Raw genomic sequence first — 20,033 nt, 5'->3', positions numbered from 1 at the left:
TCTTTTTTAATCTAGTTTTAATGGGTGTACAGCAGGACCTTCAAGAACTTCTCCTTTGGCATTAAAACGAGAGCCGTGACACGGGCAATCCCATGTTTCGTCGGCTTCATTCCATTTTGTTTTACAACCTAAATGCGTGCAAGTTGGTGTATTTGCGTGTTTCACATAACCCGCCACGAACTCCTTGGCTACAAAGCCTCCTACCTTTAGCATTTGCATAAACTGAGCCCCGAATTTTGTACGTGCTGGAGAATAAAGAGGCACTGCACCATCCTCATTCCTTGCTCCTGTTATTAGGGATGATAAGATATCCCCCGCTACAAAAGAATTGGAAATTCCCCATTTTCGATAGCCAGTTGCAATGAAAACATTAGGCAAGGATGGTGTAATTCTGCCAACATAAGGGACCATATCAGGTGTTTCAATGTCCTGCGCGGACCAGCGATAGATTGCCTCCTGATCGAAATGTGCCTTCATTTCATTTTGAATGGCCTCATAATAGGGCTCCGTATTAGTCGTTTCACCTGCAATATGATTAGCTCCGCCTAACACTAGATAGTGCTCGTCGTTAATAGTAGCTGTCCGAATAGAGCGAGTAGGATTATCTACGCATAAATATTGACCTTGTAGTGTATCGGTAATTTTACTAGCAACCATATAGGAGCGACTATTAGAAAGTTTAAAAAGCTGAAGTCCTCTAAAGGCTTCGATTGGATAGTGTGTGCACAAAATAAGCTTGTTGTATTGAACCGACATATTGTTTGCGGTATGTAAGCTATTCTGAGGTATATTTAATTGCTGAACACGGGTATTTGTGTAGATTTTTGCGCCCATTGATAATGCTTCTTTCACAAGGAAATTACAAGCTTCTACAGGGTGTATTTGAGCCTGCTGGGACATACTAAGTGCTTTTGTAACTGGGAAGGGAAGCTCTGTATCAGAAGTGATTTTCGCCTTAATATTTAATACTTTATAGGCATTCCATTCTTTTAATAATTGGGCATAGCCTTCTTTTGTTTGACAATAAAGCAAGGAATCTACTTGTTGAATACTTTCCTTAGGGAGTAACTGTAATGCTTTCTCTACAGCTATTTGGTTGAGATGATAATAGAGTCGTGCCTCATCTACAGAAAGTTTTTCAATAAGGTTGGCATAAACTAAGCTATGCTGTGCAGTTAATTTTCCTGTTGAATTACCAGTTGTACCATGACCGATATGGGAATTTGCTTCAAGTAAGACCACATCTACTCCTGATTTTGCTAAGACATATGCTGTATAAAGTCCAGTCAATCCTCCACCAATTATACATACATCACAAGTTGTTGATGCAGGGAGCGATGGTAGCGAAATGGGATTAATTGTTCCGAGCCAAAGAGATTGTGTCATACATAACCCTCACATTGTTTTTACGTACAGTATGTAGATTGATTTGAAAATTTATGCAATCAAGCTTAAAAATTGCCTTGCTGTATCTACTATCGCTACAATGTAGCAAAAGGAGCGTGACTACTTATGAAAATTGAAATCTGGTCAGATTATGTATGTCCATTTTGTTATATTGGTAAAAAGCAACTAGAGCAGGCGATTCAGGATACGGGTTTTGCAGGGCAGGTAGAGCTCGTTTATAAAAGCTATCAACTTGACTCAACAACACCCGTGGATACGAATGTGTCTACGTATGAAGCATTGGCGAAAAAGTATGGAATGTCGCTAGAAAAAGCGAAGGAAATGACGCAAGGTGTTGCTGCTCGCGCTAAAGAAGTTGGTCTAGATTTTAACTTTGATAATTCAATGGAGGAAAATACATTAAAAGCGCATCGTCTAGTAAAATGGGCACAACAACAAGGCGATATTACAGCACTTGTCGAAGCACTATTATACAGTTATTTTATTGAAGCAAAGCGTATTGGTCAGGATGATGTATTAATCGATATTGCTGAGCAAGTAGGTCTGAACCGTGAAGAAGTTGCAAAGGTTCTATCTAACGATGATTTTGAAATAGACGTAGAGACTGATATACAAGAAGGGCTACAGCTTGGCGTAAGGGGGGTACCGTTCTTTGTGTTAAATCGTAAGTATGGTATTTCTGGGGCACAACCTCAAGAAGTATTTGAAGAAACTTTACGTAAAGTTGCTGAGGAAGAGGGCTTATTACCAGGATTAAAGATGGCAGGCTCAGAAGATGGGGGAGTATGTACCGATGATAGTTGTAAATTTTAATTCTGATGGAGAAAGGTAACTACAAATGTTTTTTTCTGTGCGAAAGTGAAGCGATAGCAACAAAGCGACCAGTTGGAATAGAAATCAACTTTACGTTATGGTGTAAATATTGAATCAACTATATTTCGGTCAAAAGTCTGAGTTTACTAACGTTGACTTTTTTCGTAAATTTTTTTAATATACTTATATATCTTGAATTCGAGATATTAAACTTTGGTTTTAAGGGAGAATTTATATAATGAATGTATTAGTAGTAAAAGCTAACAACCGACCAGATGGTATTTCAACAAAAATGTTTGACACATTTATGGAAAATGTACAAGGTGTAGATGTAACGACTTTTGACGTATTTGCAGAAGATATGCCTTATTTCGGTCAAGATCTTTTCAATGCTTTTGGTAAAGTTCAAAGCGGTGAAGCGTTAACTGACATTGAATCACGTCTTTTAGCAGCAAAACAAAAAGCTATGGATGCTTTAACTGCAGCTGATGTTGTTGTATTTGCTTTCCCACTTTGGAACTTAACAATCCCAGCGAAATTACAAACTTTCATTGACTATGTATTCCAAGCTGGTTATACATTTAAATATAATGAAAACGGTCAATTAGAAGGCTTAATGACTGACAAAAAAGTAGTTATTTTAAATGCTCGTGGTGGTTACTATTCTGCACCTGAAGCACAACCAATGGAAATGTCAGTTAACTACATTAAAAATGTTGTTGGCATGTTCGGTATGGAAATTATCGAAGAGGTTATCATTGAAGGTCATAACGCGTCACAAGATAAAGCACAAGAAATTATTGCAAATGGCCTAGAAGCGGTTAAAAAAGTAGCTCAATCTTTACAAACTGTAAATGCATAATAAAGTAATTTTTAATAAAAGTTCTCTCTAACTTGAGAGGACTTTTTTTATTGCTTTCTTAGAGGTATGGTAATGATGAAGAGGTCTAAAATATTGATAGTATGCGCTTATTGTAGATTTACATTTAATAACATCACATTGTGTGAAATAAAAATGAAATGATATTAATCTATCGTTTTTGAGTAAAGTGTTTTGTTATTTGGTTAAAAATACATACAATTAGGACTATTCGTTCAGTTAATAAAGCAATTAGTATAATATAATAGGAATCGTAGGAAAATATTAGAGTTTTAAGGAGGGTGTTTCATGAATAAGAAATTAATTACTAAATTCTTGGCTATGTTACTTGTTCTATTCACGTTCTTACCATTTGGACTATCCGCAAATGCTGCATCAAACGATGTAACACGCGGGGATTATGTGAAAGAATTAGTAGAAAGCTTAAATGTAGAGCTAGGTGATGGTTCCAAAATTGCCTTTACTGACGTCTCTAAGGATTTAGCCCCGTATGTAGAAAAAGCAGTAGAATTGAAGCTTATTAAAGGTAAAACTGCGACATTGTTTGGTCCAAATGATAAATTGACACGTCAACAAGCATTTGTTATTTCTGCTCGTGGATTAGTCAATGAAAACGCTCCGCTTTCTGTATTAGATCAGTTTAAAGATGCAGATCAAGTTGCAACAACACATAAGCAAGATATAGCAAATGCCGTTGCTGCAAACATATTACAAGGCTTTGAAGATAACACAATTCGTCCTGATGATTATGTAACAACTGAGCAAATGCAAAGTATTATTGAACGCTTTGTAGCCGAATACAAATTACCTACAACTACAACTAAAGTAGATCTTCAAATTTTAGGAACAACAGATATTCATACAAACCTTGCAAATTATAATTATTTCTTAGATACTGAATCAGCTGATATAGGTTTAGCAAACACAGCAACATTAATTGAACAAGCCCGTGCTGAGAATCCAAACACATTATTATTTGATAATGGCGATTTAATTCAAGGAACGCCACTAGGATCTTATAAAGCGTTGGAGAGCGTTTTAAAGCCAGGTGAAGTTCATCCAGCGATTGCAGCACTAAATGCACTGAAATATGATGGTGGAACTTTAGGGAACCATGAGTTCAACTATGGTTTAGAGTTTTTAGATGAAGTATTAAATGATGCAAAATATCCAGTCGTAAATGCAAACACCTACGACGCTAAAACAAAAGAGCGTATGTATACACCTTATGTAATTCTTGATAAAGAGGTTGTCGACAATAAAGGTAAAAAGCACACACTTAAAGTTGGCGTTACAGGTATCGTACCTACGAAAATTGTTGAATGGGATGCTATTCATTTAGCAGGCAAAGTAGAAATGCAAGAACCAGTTGAAGCGGTGAAAGAGGTTGTACCAGCAATGCAAAAAGCAGGTGCAGACGTAATTGTGGTACTTTCACACTCAGGTATTGGTGAGGATACTTACGTAAAAGGTAACGAGAACGTAGGATACCAAATTTCTGAGATTGAAGGGGTAGACGCTTTAATTACAGGTCACTCTCATTTAACATTCCCAGGTGACTATAAAAATCTTAAAAATGTTGATCAAGAAAAAGGGACAATTAACGGAGTACCTACTGTAATGGCAGGAAGCTATGGTAGTTATCTTGGAGTCATTGATTTAAAACTAGAACAACAAGGCTCTAAATGGGGTGTAGTGAATGGGCAAGGCTCTATCCGTTCTATTAAACAAGAAGGCTTACAACCATCTAAAACAGTTTTAAATGTAATTAAAGAAGCGCATGAAGGTACGTTGAAGTATATACGTCAGCCTGTTGGTGAGACAACTGCACCAATCCAAAGCTACTTCTCGATGGTTCAAGATGATCCTTCTATTCAAATTGTGACACAAGCTCAAAAGTGGTTTATTGAAAAAGAGTTAAAAGGTACTGTTGATGAAAACACACCAATACTTTCTGCCGGTGCCCCTTTCAAGGCAGGCTCTCGTAATAACCCTACAGATTACACAAACATTCCTGTAGGTCCGCTTGCGATTAAAAATATGGCAGACATCTATTATTACGATAATACTGTTGCAACGATTAAAGTAACAGGTGCACAAGCTATTGAATGGTTAGAAATGGCTGCTGGTATTTTTGCAACAATTGATCCAAATAAAACGGAAGAGCAAAATATTATTGACCCAGAAGCACGTTCTTACAATTTTGACGTATTAGATGGTTTAACCTATCAAATCGATGTAACATCTCCGGCGAAATATGATAGTCGAGGTATTCTGGTAGATAAAAAAGCAAATCGTATTAAAAACGTACAATACAACGGTAAACCAATCGATTTAAATCAAGAATTTATCATCATTACGAACAATTACCGCGTGGGTGGTTCTTATGGTACCACATTTAAAAATACAGATGGCTCTAACATAACAAACTATGCTTATGAAAACCGTCAAGCTGTCATTGATTACGTTATGGAAAATAAAACAATTAATCCTGCTGCGGATAACAACTGGTCATTTGTACCGTTCCCAGCCAATACAAAAATAATTTACAACTCTGCTAAGGATGCACAAAAAGCCCTTCCTGCAGGTAGTAATATCGAATATTTAGGAGATACAGAAGGCGGCTTTGGTAAATATTTAATTAAGTAATAATGAAATGTTAAAAGGAGAGTGCGTTGTTAAACGCTACTCTCCTTTTTTTGTCGCTCAAATGCATGATAACGTGTTCCTTGAAATGATAATAAGCCAAAATCATCTTCTGCAAGATGTCCATAATCACGACCATTCATTTTTAATTCTAGACGATCGCCACTTTGTACTTCGAACGTTACATAGTACGATGTATAGGCACTAGAGTTACCAGAACCTCCACTAGTATTCGAACGTTTTGTTACGACTTTAGCGGGTACTGTTAATAATGGTTCATTGTTGTTTTTCGTCCATTGTAAGATATTTTTAATAATAGTAAATGCTATAATACCGAACACGATAAAAAACATTATTGAAATAATACTAGGTACAAAAGTGAATTCATCAAACCCAACCATAAAATGGCCTCCAATCTATGAAATATTGTGCCTGAAGTCGTTATAAAGGCGGATGTCACGGAATTCAGAAAGGAATTAAGCATAAAGCCGATTCCGGACGAATTGTTTATCTGTAGCGAAAGCAAAGCGACAGCTACAATTATGCCGAGGCATAATTGATTAGTTAAATCTCCATATATAGCAAACTTCTTATCTTCTAGTTTTTCAATATATGTAGACGTAAATAAAGTTTTTGGATAAATGTCAGCGTCAAAAAAATCAGGGAGATACAAGATGCACATCACGATCAAAGTTTTTTGGCGAAACATTAGCAACAGCGGTGTAAATGAAATATTTGCACCTTTGTTTAATGTCTGAAGAAGCTATTTCTGCATCAAGATATCCTCATATGTCGTACAGAAAAGCCACTAAGATCATCGTTAGAAAAGACAGTCAAACCAATATCTTACAAGAATAATAAAATAAACAATTCGGATATTCAATGAGTTTTTAGAAAAAATGAGAGAATATTACATTGATAAAAGTTCATTTTGTGAATGTTTAAAATGAAACCTTAAACCGTATGACAGTTTTGTTAATATAACATCTGAACCGTGCGTTACCTTTTCTTTACAAAGGGTTACAACAATGGAAGGAGTCATAATAATAAAATCATGCGCATCTATATAGAAGTAAGTTGCCATTTTCAATGCAAATATTAAACGACCCTTACTCTCCTCTAATCGAACGGTCATGGCTAATTTCTATGGCATCATTAGTTATAAGGACAAAGTTAGATAAGGTAGTAGTTACCTACTTTAACGTTGAATCTAAATCAAATCCAAAAATGCTCATAAGTTACAATTAGTAATTAAATTAAAAAAAGTAAACAAATTATCGTTAGTAAATAAGTTACTTTAAATTTACTTTTTTAAAAATAATCGTTACAATAGAGTACATAAGAGGTGAAAAAAATGAATGAGTCAAATTTATGTCCGCGTTTAGCTAAAGCAATGGATTTAATTGGGAAGCGCTGGACAGGGCTAATTTTATATCAATTATTAGACGGACCACAGCGCTTCAATGAGATAGAGTCTTCATTACCTGTAAGCGGTCGTTTATTATCCGAACGTTTAAAAGAGCTAGAAAAAGAAGGGCTTGTAGAACGAAAAGTATATTCAGAGGTACCGGTACGTGTTGAGTATTCTTTGACGGATAAAGGTTGGGCATTAGAAGGAGCAATTCGTAATATCGAATCATGGGCATCTAGTTGGCTTTAAATTGTGAAGTCAATCTCGAAATTTCTGATGGATAGATAAACATTGGACATATGTAATACTAATGACTATGAATTTTCTTTATCCTATTCATCATCTCTGCTGGGACTCTCGCTACCCGTTAAGGCGAGAAAAAAATAACCTTCATTTTACTTGTCAAATTGGGGTTCTAAATCCATACTAGTGTAGAGTAAGAAGGACGTTAGAAAGGAATTAGCTCTCATGACAAAAGAACAATGGGCAGCGGATTTAGCACAGAGCGTTAATCCGGCCAATATTAAGTTAGATGAATCATTACAACAATATACTATGACAAAATTAGGCGGTAAAGCGGATGTTTTCGTTCTCGTTGAAACAGAGGAAGAGGCAGCGACAGTTATTCGCTATGCCCATAAGAATAATATACCTTTATTAATGTTAGGTAATGGATCTAATATGGTCGTTCGTGATGGCGGTCAACGAGGGATCGTTGTAACATTTTCATTTTTAGATGAGATTCGTATTAATGGTGACCATGTTTACGCGCAAAGCGGTGCGCTTATTAAGGATGTATCGAAACTGGCTGCGGCAGCATCTTTAACAGGTTTTGAATTTGCATGTGGTATTCCTGGTTCAGTTGGTGGAGCTATGGCAATGAATGCAGGTGCATATGGCGGTGAAATTAAGGATATTATTATTTCTTCGAAAGTATTAACAAAAGAAGGCGAAATTTTAATATTATCGAAAGATGAACTTGAACTTAGTTATCGTCGTAGTATCATTGCCAAGAAGGGGTATTATGTATTATCATCCGAATTTCAATTAGCAAAAGGTGTACAGGAAGAAATTGATGCAAAAATTGCTGATTTAACGTTTCAGCGAGAATCTAAGCAACCGTTAGAATACCCATCTGCAGGAAGTGTTTTTAAGCGCCCACCAGGTCACTTTGCTGGCAAGCTTATTCAAGATAGTGGCTTACAAGGAAAAGGCGTAGGTGATGCAGAAGTATCAACGAAGCATGCAGGCTTTATTGTTAATAAAGGTAATGCGACGGCTACTGACTATATTGCAACAATCCAACTGGTACAACGAGTAGTGAAAGAAAAGTTTGGCATCGACTTAGAAACAGAAGTAAAAATCGTTGGTGACGACTTATAGGATACTACGCCCTTCGCTAATGGTGGAGGGCGTTTTTATGAGGAGTGAAACAGAAAATGAAGTTTATATCATGGAATGTTAATGGAATTAGAGCCTGCTTAGGTAAAGGGTTTTTAGATTTCTTCAATCATGTAGATGCAGATTTTTTCTGTATTCAAGAAACAAAGTGTCAGGCTGAACAAGTGGAGATTTCTCTTGAGGGATATGAGCAATATTGGAATTATGCAGAGAAGAAAGGTTATTCAGGTACAGCCATCTTTACAAAACATACCCCACTTGCAGTACGTTATGGTGTTGGTGACGATGAATCGCAGGGAGAGGGGAGAATTATTACACTAGAGTATGAAGATTTTTACTTAGTGAATGTTTATACCCCGAATTCACAGCGTGATTTAGCTAGACTACCTCTTCGTTTAGAATGGGAGGATCGATTAACGTTATATTTAAAAGAGTTAGATTCTAAGAAGCCTATAGTCTACTGCGGTGATTTAAACGTTGCACATATGGACATTGATTTAAAAAATGCGAAGTCTAATGTTGGTAATTCAGGTTTTACATATGAAGAACGTGAAAAAATGACGGAGCTATTGGCAAGTGGTTTTGTAGATTCATTCCGCTACATGTATCCAGATACAACGGATCACTATACATGGTGGTCTTATATGAATAAAGTACGCGAGCGTAATATCGGATGGCGTATTGACTACTTTATTGTTTCTGAGAGACTAAAGAACAACATAAATGAGGCTAGCATTCATTCATATATTATGGGTAGTGATCATTGTCCGATTGAATTACAGCTAAATAACTAGTTTTTAAGAATCGTATTTTCTAAAAGGAGATACGATTTTTTTTATACTGCAACGCAATTAATGACACCCGCTGAAAGAAGTTATTTTAAAAGGATTTGAAAGCGGGCAAAAGAATATATTGCAAAAAGGGGGTCGGGATATGAGAAAGTTTACGTGGAAAAAGTGGCTACTGGCTATAGCGGGATTTTTAGCTGTAGTAGTTATTGTCGCATTTATTGGATTTACATGGTTTATGAATAAATCAAAACCAGTAATTGATGGAGAGCTTTCGTTGAACGTGCTAGATGAAGATGTAACTGTCACAAGGGATGACAAGGGTATCCCTCATATTTTTGCAAAGACAGATGCAGATTTGTATCGTGCACAAGGCTATGTTCAAGCGCAAGATCGACTGTTTCAAATGGATTTAGCGCGAAGACAAGCTAGTGGTCGTTTGTCGGAAATAATCGGTGAGGCAACTATTGATACTGACAAACATTTCCGAACGTTTAGCTTGCGTGAGGCAGCTGAAAAATCATTATCTATCTATGATACAGAAAGTAGACAGGTACTTGAGTGGTTTGCTGATGGCGTCAATGCTTTTATTACACAGGCTAAGAAAAATAATACATTAAGCTATGAATTTGCATTACTAGGCTACGAACCGGAGGAATGGTCCATTGTGGATTCTCTTACTATTGGTAAATATATGGCCTATGACTTAGGCGGTAATTGGAATACGCTTGCGTTCCGTCATTGGGCTTTACAAAACTTTGGTGAAGAAAAAGCTAAAGAATTATTTATAAAGTATCCTGAAAACGCTTCATCTATTATCAAGGCAAATAAAGAAAATCCCGTAGCCGTGGTAGGGCATTTTAAGACAGAGCTGTTGCCAAATGAATTTAACGGCAGTAATAACTGGGTTGTATCGGGGATTAAAACAAAAAACGGCACGCCAATTTTAGCAGATGATCCACATTTAGGGTTGAGTACACCATCTATTTGGTATCAAATGCATTTGCAATCTCCTGAGCAAAATGTGAGTGGCGTAATCTTTGCGGGTATCCCGGGCATTATTTTAGGTCACAACGATAACATTGCATGGGGTGTAACAAATGTTGGACCTGATGTACAGGATTTATATATTGAAATACCAAATCCGAATAATCTGACACAGTTCCGCTATGATGGCAAGTGGGAGCAAGCAGAGGTGCGTAATGAACCGATAAAGGTAAAGAACGGAGAAACGGTAGATTTTAATGTCGTTGTCACACGTCACGGCCCAATCATGACAGCTTTAGCTTTTAAAGATACTGAGCCTACAGCACAGTTTTCGATGCAGTGGACGGCACTGCAACCAACGACAGAACTTCGTGCAGTGTTAGGCTTTAATAAGTCAAAATCCTGGAGTGAATTTGAAAAAGCATTAGAGGATTTTAAGGCACCAGCTCAAAATTTCGTTTTTGCATCAAAGGATGGCACAATTGCGTATAAAGCGAATGGTCAAATTCCGATTCGAAAACAAGGGGACGGGCAATTGCCGGTACCGGGTGATTCTAGTGACTATGGGTGGGAGGGCTTTATCCCGTGGGATGAGCTTCCGACTGTAGTAAACCCAGATGAAGGCTTTATTGCAACAGCGAATAATGAAGTTATTGGGGAAGAATATCCTTATCATATAACAGATTTCTGGGCACAGCCTTATCGTTATGAACGGATTAAGGAAGTTTTAGCGGCGAATGACTCTTTAACAGTGGAAGACATAATGAAATTACAAATGGATCAGCATAACCTATATGCTCGTGAGTTTTTACCATATTTATTAACATCAATAAAAACACAAGATCAGGATGAAAAATATAAAGATGTTATTAAATTATTGGAGAATTGGGACATGGTAGATGCAAAGGATTCAGGGGCGCCATTAGTGTTCCATACATTAATGGAAAAGTTACAGGAAGTGTTATTTAAGGATCAGATGCCAGAAGATATGTATGACTTAATGTATGGGAAATTTAATATTACAGACCAGCTTTTACGTACAGCTTATGCCGGTAAGAATAGCATATGGATTGATGAGCAGGGTGGAGTGGATGCAACAGTTTACAAGGCGTTAAAGCTCACTGTCGCACAAATAGAAAATCAATTCGGCAAAAACGTATCGAAATGGAAATGGGGTAACTTCCATCAACTTACCTTTGACCATACATTAGGTAAAGCTTCACCGATTTTTGCAGCATATTTTAATGCTAAAAAGATTCCTATTGGTGGTTCAAAGGTTACTGTTCAGGCTGCTGATAATGACTTAGCTGGAAATGTTAATCATGGAGCATCATGGCGCTTTGTTGTTGATGTTGGAGATTTAAGTTCAGCCTATCATATTGTTGGTCCCGGACAGAGTGGACATGTAAAATCAGCTTGGTATCAAGATCAAGTAATGGATTGGGCTAATGGAGATTATCATCAAACGTTTGTGAGAAAAGAAGATATTAAAGGTAAAACGTTGCGATTAAAAGCCAAATAGGATGAAAGGCTATAAGAATCTAATGCGTTTTTATATTATGACAATAAAAATTCCTTTCTATTTTCGAGTAGAAAGGAATTTTTTCTAGATTTAAATGGGTTTGAAACTATTTATTTTTCACATTGAAGTGATAGATTTTTTGCTTGTATATAAAGATATTTTTTAAAGCTGTGATATAAATCATTTACATTCAAATATTCGTTTGAATATGATGGAATATTATGTTATATTGAAAACAATCAAACGAACATTTGAATGAGGTGATAAAAAATGGCAAAAGAAGTATGTGAAATAACACATGTTGATGAAGAAGCTGTCATTAAGGTACAACAGCAAATGCCAGATCTATCAGGAGTAGCAAAATTTTTAAAGGCATTATCCGATGAAACAAGACTTAAAATTGCGTATGCCTTAACGGTCAAAAATGAATTATGTGTTTGCGATGTTGCTTCCATTATCGGCTCTTCAGTAGCAACAGCATCGCATCATTTACGATATTTGAAAGATAATAATTTAGCGAAATCATATCGTAAAGGAAAGCAAGTGTACTACTCTTTAGCTGATGAGCATGTGTATCAAATTGTAACGATTGCCTACGAACATGTGAAAGAGGGGATTGTAAATGACAGCGACACCAACTAAACAAGAATACAGGCTACAAAACTTATCCTGTGCAAGCTGTGCAGCAAAATTCGAAAAAAACGTGAAGGCTATTCCCGAAGTCCAGGATGCACAAGTGAATTTTGGTGCTTCTAAAATAATGGTTATTGGTAATATTGACGTTGACCAGCTTGAAGAAGCAGGTGCCTTCGACGGCATAAAAGTATCCCAATCAACAGTAAGAACAATTGAAAAATCAACACCTTTTTATCGAAAAACAGAAAATATATTAGCTGGAATCTCCTTGCTATTCATAGTGCTTGGGTATGTGTTTGGAGCAATGCGAAGTGAAACTGAGCCACTTACTATTGGGATGTTTATTATCGCGATTCTAGTTGGGGGAATTGGCATTTTTAAAACAGGTTTCCGCAATCTAGCGCGCTTTGAATTTGATATGAAGACGCTAATGACCATTGCGGTAATCGGTGCAGCCATTATAGGAGAATGGGAAGAAGCGGCTGTAGTTGTCTTTTTATTCGCTGTAAGTGAAGCACTTGAAGCGTATTCAATGGATAAGGCGCGTCATTCAATTCGTCAGCTAATGGATATAGCTCCACCAACAGCAACGATAAAGCGAGCACATGGCGAACATTTCCATGAGATGGAGTTACCAACGGAGGAGATTGAGATTGGTGACATTTTAATCGTTAAACCTGGTCAGAAGATTGCTATGGACGGAATTGTAGTTAGTGGATTGTCAGCAGTAAATCAGGCAGCGATTACAGGTGAATCTATTCCGGTCAGTAAAACAATCGATGACGAAGTATTTGCAGGAACATTAAATGAAGAAGGTGCCCTAGAGGTTCGTGTGACAAAGCGAGTAGAGGACACAACAATTTCAAAAATCATTCATCTTGTTGAAGAAGCTCAGGCAGAAAAAGCACCTTCGCAGCAATTCGTTGATCGCTTTGCGAAATACTACACGCCTGCAATTATGATTGTAGCTTTACTTGTAGCGGTTATCCCTCCTTTATTTATAGGTGATTGGCAACATTGGATTTACCAAGGATTAGCTGTCCTTGTTGTAGGCTGTCCATGTGCATTAGTCGTTTCTACACCAGTTGCTATTGTTACGGCAATCGGGAATGCAGCTAGACAAGGTGTTCTTATTAAAGGCGGAATTCATTTAGAGCAACTTGGTCATATAGAAGCAATAGCATTTGACAAGACAGGAACACTTACAAAAGGTCAACCTGCTGTAACGGATATTTTTACATCGCAAAATATGTCTAAGGATTATGTTTTACAGCTAGTAGCGGCCGTTGAAAAGCAATCACAGCATCCATTAGCTAAAGCAATTTTACAGGCATTGCATGACGAAAATTTAACAGAGCTTATACCAACAGACTTTCAATCCGTAACAGGAAAGGGTGCCTACGCAACGGTAGACGGTCAAATAATCTATGTAGGAAGTTTAAAATGGATTGCTACATTAACGACTGTTGATGAAATGATAAAAGAACAGGTTGAAAAACTTCAACAACAGGGGAAAACAGTTGTAGCAGCTGTTAGTAATAATCAGTTTATAGGGATGATTGGTATTGCTGATCAATTACGTCAAGAAAGTAAAGAAGTGTTGAATAAATTAAATGGTTTAAAAGTGAAACATAAAGTTATGCTAACAGGTGATGCAAAGCCAACAGCACAGGCAATTGCAACTTCCTTAAATATGACAGATGTGAGAGCAAGTTTATTACCAGCAGAAAAATTAATGGCCATTAAAGATTTACGTGCACAGTATGGTGCAGTAGCGATGGTAGGAGATGGTGTTAATGATGCACCTGCACTTGCCTCAGCCGATGTCGGTATTGCAATGGGAGGTGCTGGCACTGATGCAGCACTAGAAACTGCGGATATCGCATTAATGGGCGATGATTTAACGAAGCTTCCTTATACGATTGGCTTAAGTAGGAAAACATTACGCATCATAAAAGAGAACATTATATTTGCCTTAGCCCTAAAATTAGTTGCTTTGTTACTCGTTATCCCGGGATGGCTAACATTATGGATTGCTATCTTTGCAGATATGGGTGCTACGTTACTAGTTGTGTTTAACTCATTGCGATTAATCAAAACTAAGAAATGGTGAATAAGATATAACCTGAAGGAATGGTGCAGGATATGAAATCATTCAAAGGAGCTAGTAATATGTTTTGAACTAGATGCTACTAGCGTTTCTTGAAAAAAAGCTTCGTTAACGTTATTATGGTTTCAGGAATAATGTAACAATTAAATATAAATGAGGCGAAGGTTTGAATATGTCAGATCCTATTTTAGTAAATGTTACAGAGGAAATTGTACGTGGTTTAGTAAGTTTTCTACTACGAGGACCGGAATATCAAACATTTTGTAAATGTGAAATCTGTGAACTTGACACAGTGGCACTTACACTAAATGCATTGCCTAGCAAGTATGTTACATCTATGGAAACCCGAGATGAAGCATTTAGAATGATGAATACTCCTGAAAATATTGAACGAATCAATAAAGAGATTATTCATGCATTACATGTGGTAAATAAGCATCCTCGACATAAGGAAGAGCCAACTTCTAAATGAAGTTGGTTCTTCATGTTTTTGAAAAACTATTGGGTCAATGAGATGTCAATAGAGTATGTTTTTCGGCAAAGCGAGGGTTGATTTCCGTTCCGACTGGGCGCTTTGCCGCTGACGCTTCGCTTTCGCGCAGAAAAAAACATTTGCCGCTGACGCTTCGCTTTCGCGCAGAGCAGAGCTTCCTGGGGGCGTCCGATGAGCCGCTTCACTCGCGATGCTCGCTCCAGGGTCTCATCTGTGACGCTAATCCCCAAGGAGTCGCCCAGTCTCCACTCCAATCAACCCATTCAATTACGTGTATCCCCTGGCATGACACTCTAATTTATAATGATAAAATGAAAATTCAGCAATAAATGTTTTATGTGTGAAAGCGAAGTGGTAGCTACATCAGATACAAATAAGTTTATTCAGTTCGAAAATGATGAGTAGCCAAAGTGTTCACTTTTGAAATGCAAGAAATTTATAATAGCGCTAAGCTATTGTTGATTGGAGTGGAAGGCTACTCGACTCCCGTGGGAAAGCGAGACAGGCGAGACCCTGCACGGAGCGCAGCGGAGGAAGCGGCTCGACGCTCGCCCACAGGAAAGCGAGTAGCCTGGAACGGAAATCACCCCCTTGCTTTGCATAAAGCATACTTTATTTTAAAACGATACCTTAATTTCATCTGCGTAAATTTTCCAAATAAAGGGGAGCCAACATATGAAGTTGGTTCTTTTTAGGTTGCGCATGTATTGTTTTTCTGGCATATGTATTTTCAGTTAACTTTTAAGGCAAGCTTGTAGTAAACTAGAGAGTAAGAAAAGGAAAGAGAGGGAAAAGGATATGCCAACACCTAGTATGGAGGACCATATCGAACAAATATACTTATTAATTACAAATAAAGGGTATGCTCGTGTGTCTGACATTGCTGAAGCATTATCTGTTCTTCCTTCTTCTGTTACAAAAATGGTTCAAAAATTAGATAAAGATGGTTATTTAGTTTATGAAAAATACCGTGGCCTTACATTGACGCCTAAAGGAGAAAAGCTTGGAAAACGTCTTGTACTGCGCCATGAGCTTCTAGAGCAATTTTTGCGAATCATTGGTGTAGATGAAGAGCGAATTTACGATGATGTTGAAGGAATTGAACATCATTTAAGTTGGAACTCAATCGATCGAATTGCGGATCTTGTGCAAGTAATGGAAGAAAATCCGGACATCGTTAAAAAACTAGAGGCATCTAGAACACATCATAATTTCTAAAGTTTTTGTGAAAATGATGGTAAGAGGGAAAGGAAGACAATATGAACGAATTAAAATCAGGTGAAGTTGTTACGTTAACTGTTTTAGAACAACAAGCATCGAAATGGATCTTAACAAATGGAGTTGACGAACTACCCTTAAATGCTTCAGAGGTAACAGAGCCACTTGCAATAGGTGACCGCCTTGAAGTATTTTTATTTGCGGATCGTCGTGGCGATTTAGCGGCTACAACAGCTATCCCGGCTTTCGTACAAGGGGAATATGGCTGGGCTCGTGTGCTAAAAGTAGTCGAGCACGAAGGGGCTTTTGTAGATATCGGTACTTCACGCGAGGTGCTAGTAAAAGCTGAAGATTTACCTGCAGTAAAAGAGCTTTGGCCAGCACCAGGCGACCATTTATTTATGACATTACGCACAGATCGCAATGGTGATTTATTTGGACGTTTAGCAACTGAAGAAAAAATTTCGGAATTATATGAAGGTGCATTTGAAGAATTGCACAATAAAAACATTAAGGCACGTCCATATCGTTTATTACCAGTGGGCTCATTTTTATTAGGTGTGGAGACCCCGTACCGTATTTTTGTTCATGAGTCAGAGCGTAATGCAGAACCTCGTCTTGGACAAGACGTAGAAGTTCGTATTATTGATGTGAAAGATGATGGTTCAATGAATGGTTCACTTTTACCACGTAAACATGAGCGTCTGTCAGATGATGCACAAAGAATTTTAAATTATCTACAAGAGGTAGGGGGCAAAATGCCATTTGGCGATAAATCCTCACCTGATGAAGTGCAAGAAATGTTTAAAATGAGTAAAGGTGCATTTAAACGAGCGTTAGGTACGCTTATGAAAGCTGGTAAGGTGAAACAGCAGGACGGTTGGACAGAGGAAATTTAATTTCTTTCAGCAATTATTATGTAGCAAAAGCAAAGCGTCAGCTATAGATGTTTTATGTGACGGGCAGTTACAATTGTTTTTTGTTACAAGATGAAATTAAAGAAAATGACGAGAGCTGCTTTGAAACCTTCTCGTCTTTTTTTCGTACTAATTATTACTTACCTTCTTTTAGTGTGAGGTCAAACATCTGCTGAAAGAAGGTCAAGCCTCGGGCGGATGTCGCGGAATCGGAAAGAAATTCTTTTTGCAAGCATAAAGCTGAATCCGGACGCATTGTTTATCTGTAGCGACAGCAGCAAATGTTTACTGCGCGAAAGCGAAGCGACAGCGGTAAGTATGCCGAGGCAGAATTGATTGGCAAACATTATACAGGCCAAATGAGTTATCTAACGAAAGGGGTCACACAATTTGAAAAACACGTGGATAAAAATACTAACGGCGACTATGTTAGTATTTGGCGTGATGGCACCAGCAACAAGTTTTGCAGCTGATAATACGCCACCTAAAGCAATTGATGAAAAATTAGGAGCACCAATCGTCGTATACGGTGCAAACTTATCTGAGACTGAAAAAGAGTCTGTTAAAAAGTCATTAAAAGTCAATGAAGAGCCTGAAGTTGAAGAAATAACAGTTTCAGGTCAAGACTTAACTAAATATATTAAAGATAGTAATTCTAGCTCTCGTATGTATTCTTCTGCCAAAATTACGCGCAAAAATGCAGGAGAAGGCTTAGTTATTGAAATTGTTACACCGTCAAATATTACACAGGTTACTTCTGAAATGTATGCCAATGCCATGCTAACTGCAGGTATTGAAGATGCAATAGTACAGGTGGCTGCGCCTAAGGCAGTAACAGGCCATTCAGCGCTAGTGGGAATATATAAAGCTTACGAAGTAACAACAGGTGAAAAGCTAGATACTGATCGTACAGATGTTGCAAATGATGAACTATCAGTAGCAACTACTCTAACGCAATCGGCAGGCGTGGACGATGCTAAGGTTGCGGAATTACTAACGGAAATCAAAAAAGAAATTGCAGAATCGAAGCCAGCAAGTAAAGAAGAAGTTGAAAAGATTGTGCAAGAGCAATTAAACAAGCTTGAAATTAATTTAAGTGACAAGGACCGTCAATTGCTAGTTGATTTGATGAATAAAATTAGTAAACTAGACATTGATTTTGGTAAATGGTCTAAACAATTAGATGATATTAGCAATACGATTAAAGATAAATTTGGATCACTGATGGAAGATAAAGGATTCTGGGAAAGTGTGAAAAATTTCTTTGCTAATTTAAAGGATACAATTGCATCATGGTTTAATTAATTCAGAAAAGAATCTGTAACACTTTCTCTTGATTACTAGAGAAAGGTAACAGATTCTTTTATTTTCATAGGGGGCTTTTTTAGTGTTACGTGTAAAGAGCTATGTTACTATGATAAAAAGGAGTGGTGAGAAATGGAATTTCAATTACAACAACTGGCAGAAAATAAGCTTGCTTTTGTTTATGAGCAAGAAGGGGAAAGATTAGCGGAAATTACATGGCAACAAAAGGGGCAAGTAATGATAATGGATCACACATATGTATCAGATAAACTCCGTGGCCAAGGTGTAGCAAAAAAATTGTTGGATCATGCTGCAGCTTATGCGCGTGAGAAAGGTTATAAAATGGAAGCTGTTTGCTCGTATGTAGTTGCTGCATTTGAAAAATCTAATGATTATAATGATGTAAAACGATAAAGTGAAACTCTAATCAGTGGAGATTTTTTTATCCCCGCTGCCAATCGAGCGTTAACGGGCAGTTTAATCTCATCTATTTGCAAAATTGTATGGTGAAACTTACTGCCCGTTAATGCGGGATAAAAAATAAGGCAATTTGCTTGTTAAATAAAGCAGTTAGAGCTTGCGGCGGATGTACAGAACCCTTTTTCGATTCCGGACGCATTGTGTTTATCTGTAGCAAAAGCGCAAAGCGCCAGCTATACATGTTTTTTTTGTGCGCCAGCGGAGATTATGCCGAGCCATAATTGATTTTTGCAAATCATCTATGCTATTCCTTACAGTAAAATACTATAAATTAGTACTGTTAAGATGCCTGCCCCACCTACTAATGAAGCCATGTCTACCCAATCATATACTGAATCCAAATCTTTCATGATAATCACTCTCCAATTATTAGTTTTAATACATTATTTCCCTTTAACTGCCCTTTGTAATCATAAATATTTACCGTAACGTGGGGTTTAATTTAGTTTCAATTGGGTACTTTAAATAGCATTCCTTATTTTTGGTGATAAACAAGAAATACCTGTAATAGAATTTAGTAGGAGGTTGATTAACGATGTCTGAGAACATACAGACTTACTATGAATTTTGTTTATATGGTGAGGCGAAGGATTTTAGATGATCTCTCTTTTTATATATGCTGTAACGTATATAAAAATTATGTTTAGTCCTCAAATAATAAGGAAAAGATATAATATAGAGCCAGTTTCTATATTTTTGGGAGGGATTTATAATGGCAAAAGGAAAAAGAACAGGTGTTTTAATTGCAGGGTTAGCTGTAGCAGCATCTTATTTAAGTAAAAAAGAAAATCGTGATAAAGCATTAAGTATGCTCAATAGTACAAAATCTAAATTAGCATCTTATTTGAATACAACGAATATGGAGATGCACAAAGACATATCAGAGCGTATATCGACTGAAGTAGCGACAGAAGCTGGAACGTCCCCAACAAAAATAGCTTCAAACGAAATGGTTGCTGAAGGTGGAGGACATACAGGTATCCATTACTACAATGGAGAAATTCAGAAAGATAAATAAT

General features: G+C 37.2%; 17 protein-coding genes. 15 read left to right on the top strand and 2 right to left on the bottom strand.

What is annotated here, in order from left to right; all coding sequences use genetic code 11:
• Window positions 1-6: 6 nt before the first annotated feature.
• The gene (locus C7Y47_RS09340) at window positions 7-1,386 is read right to left on the bottom strand and encodes an FAD-dependent oxidoreductase (protein ID WP_142508530.1); all 1,380 of its coding nucleotides are present in this window, start codon (window positions 1,384-1,386) and stop codon (window positions 7-9) included.
• Window positions 1,387-1,512: 126 nt separating this feature from the next.
• Between C7Y47_RS09340 and C7Y47_RS09335 the strand changes: the two genes are divergently transcribed.
• The 3 genes from C7Y47_RS09335 to C7Y47_RS09325 all read left to right on the top strand — a co-directional run bounded on the left by C7Y47_RS09335 (window position 1,513) and on the right by C7Y47_RS09325 (window position 5,749).
• Window positions 1,513-2,220 carry a DsbA family oxidoreductase gene (locus C7Y47_RS09335; RefSeq protein WP_142508529.1) on the top strand — a complete coding sequence of 236 codons (708 nt, stop codon included), beginning with the start codon at window positions 1,513-1,515 and terminating at the stop codon, window positions 2,218-2,220.
• A gap of 238 nt (window positions 2,221-2,458) precedes the next feature.
• Window positions 2,459-3,082, top strand: coding sequence for an FMN-dependent NADH-azoreductase (locus C7Y47_RS09330; protein WP_142508528.1), 624 nt, complete (start codon window positions 2,459-2,461; stop codon window positions 3,080-3,082).
• Between the two features lie 306 nt (window positions 3,083-3,388).
• On the top strand, window positions 3,389-5,749 hold the full coding sequence (locus tag C7Y47_RS09325; RefSeq protein ID WP_142508527.1) for a bifunctional 2',3'-cyclic-nucleotide 2'-phosphodiesterase/3'-nucleotidase: 2,361 nt from the start codon (window positions 3,389-3,391) through the stop codon (window positions 5,747-5,749).
• Window positions 5,750-5,778: 29 nt separating this feature from the next.
• Here C7Y47_RS09325 and C7Y47_RS09320 read toward each other — a convergent pair whose 3' ends face one another.
• On the bottom strand, window positions 5,779-6,147 hold the full coding sequence (locus tag C7Y47_RS09320; protein WP_142508526.1) for a DUF2500 domain-containing protein: 369 nt from the start codon (window positions 6,145-6,147) through the stop codon (window positions 5,779-5,781).
• Window positions 6,148-7,100: 953 nt separating this feature from the next.
• Between C7Y47_RS09320 and C7Y47_RS09310 the strand changes: the two genes are divergently transcribed.
• The 12 genes from C7Y47_RS09310 to C7Y47_RS09255 all read left to right on the top strand — a co-directional run bounded on the left by C7Y47_RS09310 (window position 7,101) and on the right by C7Y47_RS09255 (window position 20,032).
• Entirely contained in the window at window positions 7,101-7,406 is a 306-nt protein-coding gene (locus C7Y47_RS09310) for a winged helix-turn-helix transcriptional regulator (RefSeq protein WP_142508525.1), read from the top strand.
• A gap of 219 nt (window positions 7,407-7,625) precedes the next feature.
• Entirely contained in the window at window positions 7,626-8,540 is a 915-nt protein-coding gene (murB, locus tag C7Y47_RS09305; protein WP_142508524.1) for a UDP-N-acetylmuramate dehydrogenase, read from the top strand.
• Window positions 8,541-8,596: 56 nt separating this feature from the next.
• Window positions 8,597-9,352 (top strand): exodeoxyribonuclease III, encoded by a 756-nt coding sequence (locus C7Y47_RS09300; protein ID WP_142508523.1) that lies wholly within the window; start codon window positions 8,597-8,599, stop codon window positions 9,350-9,352.
• 139 nt (window positions 9,353-9,491) lie between these two features.
• Entirely contained in the window at window positions 9,492-11,855 is a 2,364-nt protein-coding gene (locus C7Y47_RS09295; RefSeq protein WP_142508522.1) for a penicillin acylase family protein, read from the top strand.
• A gap of 270 nt (window positions 11,856-12,125) precedes the next feature.
• Window positions 12,126-12,497 (top strand): ArsR/SmtB family transcription factor, encoded by a 372-nt coding sequence (locus C7Y47_RS09290; protein ID WP_142508521.1) that lies wholly within the window; start codon window positions 12,126-12,128, stop codon window positions 12,495-12,497.
• Window positions 12,478-14,604, top strand: a complete 2,127-nt coding sequence (locus C7Y47_RS09285) for a heavy metal translocating P-type ATPase (RefSeq protein WP_142508520.1) — start codon at window positions 12,478-12,480, stop codon at window positions 14,602-14,604. Before C7Y47_RS09290 ends, C7Y47_RS09285 begins: the two co-directional genes overlap by 20 nt.
• A 169-nt stretch (window positions 14,605-14,773) precedes the next feature.
• A complete protein-coding gene (locus C7Y47_RS09280; protein ID WP_366151264.1) occupies window positions 14,774-15,073 on the top strand; it encodes a late competence development ComFB family protein in 300 nt (99 codons plus the stop codon).
• Between the two features lie 819 nt (window positions 15,074-15,892).
• Window positions 15,893-16,312 (top strand): transcriptional regulator MntR, encoded by a 420-nt coding sequence (mntR, locus tag C7Y47_RS09275; RefSeq protein WP_132361580.1) that lies wholly within the window; start codon window positions 15,893-15,895, stop codon window positions 16,310-16,312.
• Window positions 16,313-16,353: 41 nt separating this feature from the next.
• Complete coding sequence (locus C7Y47_RS09270) at window positions 16,354-17,211, top strand: CvfB family protein (protein ID WP_142508518.1); 858 nt, start codon at window positions 16,354-16,356, stop codon at window positions 17,209-17,211.
• A 408-nt stretch (window positions 17,212-17,619) separates the two neighbouring features.
• Complete coding sequence (locus tag C7Y47_RS09265; RefSeq protein ID WP_142508517.1) at window positions 17,620-18,534, top strand: DUF1002 domain-containing protein; 915 nt, start codon at window positions 17,620-17,622, stop codon at window positions 18,532-18,534.
• Between the two features lie 132 nt (window positions 18,535-18,666).
• Window positions 18,667-18,948 carry a GNAT family N-acetyltransferase gene (locus tag C7Y47_RS09260; RefSeq protein WP_142508516.1) on the top strand — a complete coding sequence of 94 codons (282 nt, stop codon included), beginning with the start codon at window positions 18,667-18,669 and terminating at the stop codon, window positions 18,946-18,948.
• A 778-nt stretch (window positions 18,949-19,726) separates the two neighbouring features.
• On the top strand, window positions 19,727-20,032 hold the full coding sequence (locus C7Y47_RS09255; RefSeq protein ID WP_142508515.1) for a hypothetical protein: 306 nt from the start codon (window positions 19,727-19,729) through the stop codon (window positions 20,030-20,032).
• Window position 20,033: the final 1 nt, after the last annotated feature.

Source organism: Lysinibacillus sphaericus (assembly GCF_006864135.1).
Lineage (GTDB): Bacteria > Bacillota > Bacilli > Bacillales_A > Planococcaceae > Lysinibacillus.
The sequence above is the reverse complement of the archived record's forward strand: the minus strand, read 5'-3'. Positions and strand labels throughout refer to the sequence as shown.

Coding starts and splice junctions, on each gene's coding strand:
- C7Y47_RS09340 (WP_142508530.1), bottom strand. CDS start 1,386: ATGACACAATCTCTTTGGCTCGGAACAATTAATCCCATTTCGCTACCA.
- C7Y47_RS09335 (WP_142508529.1), top strand. CDS start 1,513: ATGAAAATTGAAATCTGGTCAGATTATGTATGTCCATTTTGTTATATT.
- C7Y47_RS09330 (WP_142508528.1), top strand. CDS start 2,459: ATGAATGTATTAGTAGTAAAAGCTAACAACCGACCAGATGGTATTTCA.
- C7Y47_RS09325 (WP_142508527.1), top strand. CDS start 3,389: ATGAATAAGAAATTAATTACTAAATTCTTGGCTATGTTACTTGTTCTA.
- C7Y47_RS09320 (WP_142508526.1), bottom strand. CDS start 6,147: ATGGTTGGGTTTGATGAATTCACTTTTGTACCTAGTATTATTTCAATA.
- C7Y47_RS09310 (WP_142508525.1), top strand. CDS start 7,101: ATGAATGAGTCAAATTTATGTCCGCGTTTAGCTAAAGCAATGGATTTA.
- murB (WP_142508524.1), top strand. CDS start 7,626: ATGACAAAAGAACAATGGGCAGCGGATTTAGCACAGAGCGTTAATCCG.
- C7Y47_RS09300 (WP_142508523.1), top strand. CDS start 8,597: ATGAAGTTTATATCATGGAATGTTAATGGAATTAGAGCCTGCTTAGGT.
- C7Y47_RS09295 (WP_142508522.1), top strand. CDS start 9,492: ATGAGAAAGTTTACGTGGAAAAAGTGGCTACTGGCTATAGCGGGATTT.
- C7Y47_RS09290 (WP_142508521.1), top strand. CDS start 12,126: ATGGCAAAAGAAGTATGTGAAATAACACATGTTGATGAAGAAGCTGTC.
- C7Y47_RS09285 (WP_142508520.1), top strand. CDS start 12,478: ATGACAGCGACACCAACTAAACAAGAATACAGGCTACAAAACTTATCC.
- C7Y47_RS09280 (WP_366151264.1), top strand. CDS start 14,774: ATGTCAGATCCTATTTTAGTAAATGTTACAGAGGAAATTGTACGTGGT.
- mntR (WP_132361580.1), top strand. CDS start 15,893: ATGCCAACACCTAGTATGGAGGACCATATCGAACAAATATACTTATTA.
- C7Y47_RS09270 (WP_142508518.1), top strand. CDS start 16,354: ATGAACGAATTAAAATCAGGTGAAGTTGTTACGTTAACTGTTTTAGAA.
- C7Y47_RS09260 (WP_142508516.1), top strand. CDS start 18,667: ATGGAATTTCAATTACAACAACTGGCAGAAAATAAGCTTGCTTTTGTT.
- C7Y47_RS09255 (WP_142508515.1), top strand. CDS start 19,727: ATGGCAAAAGGAAAAAGAACAGGTGTTTTAATTGCAGGGTTAGCTGTA.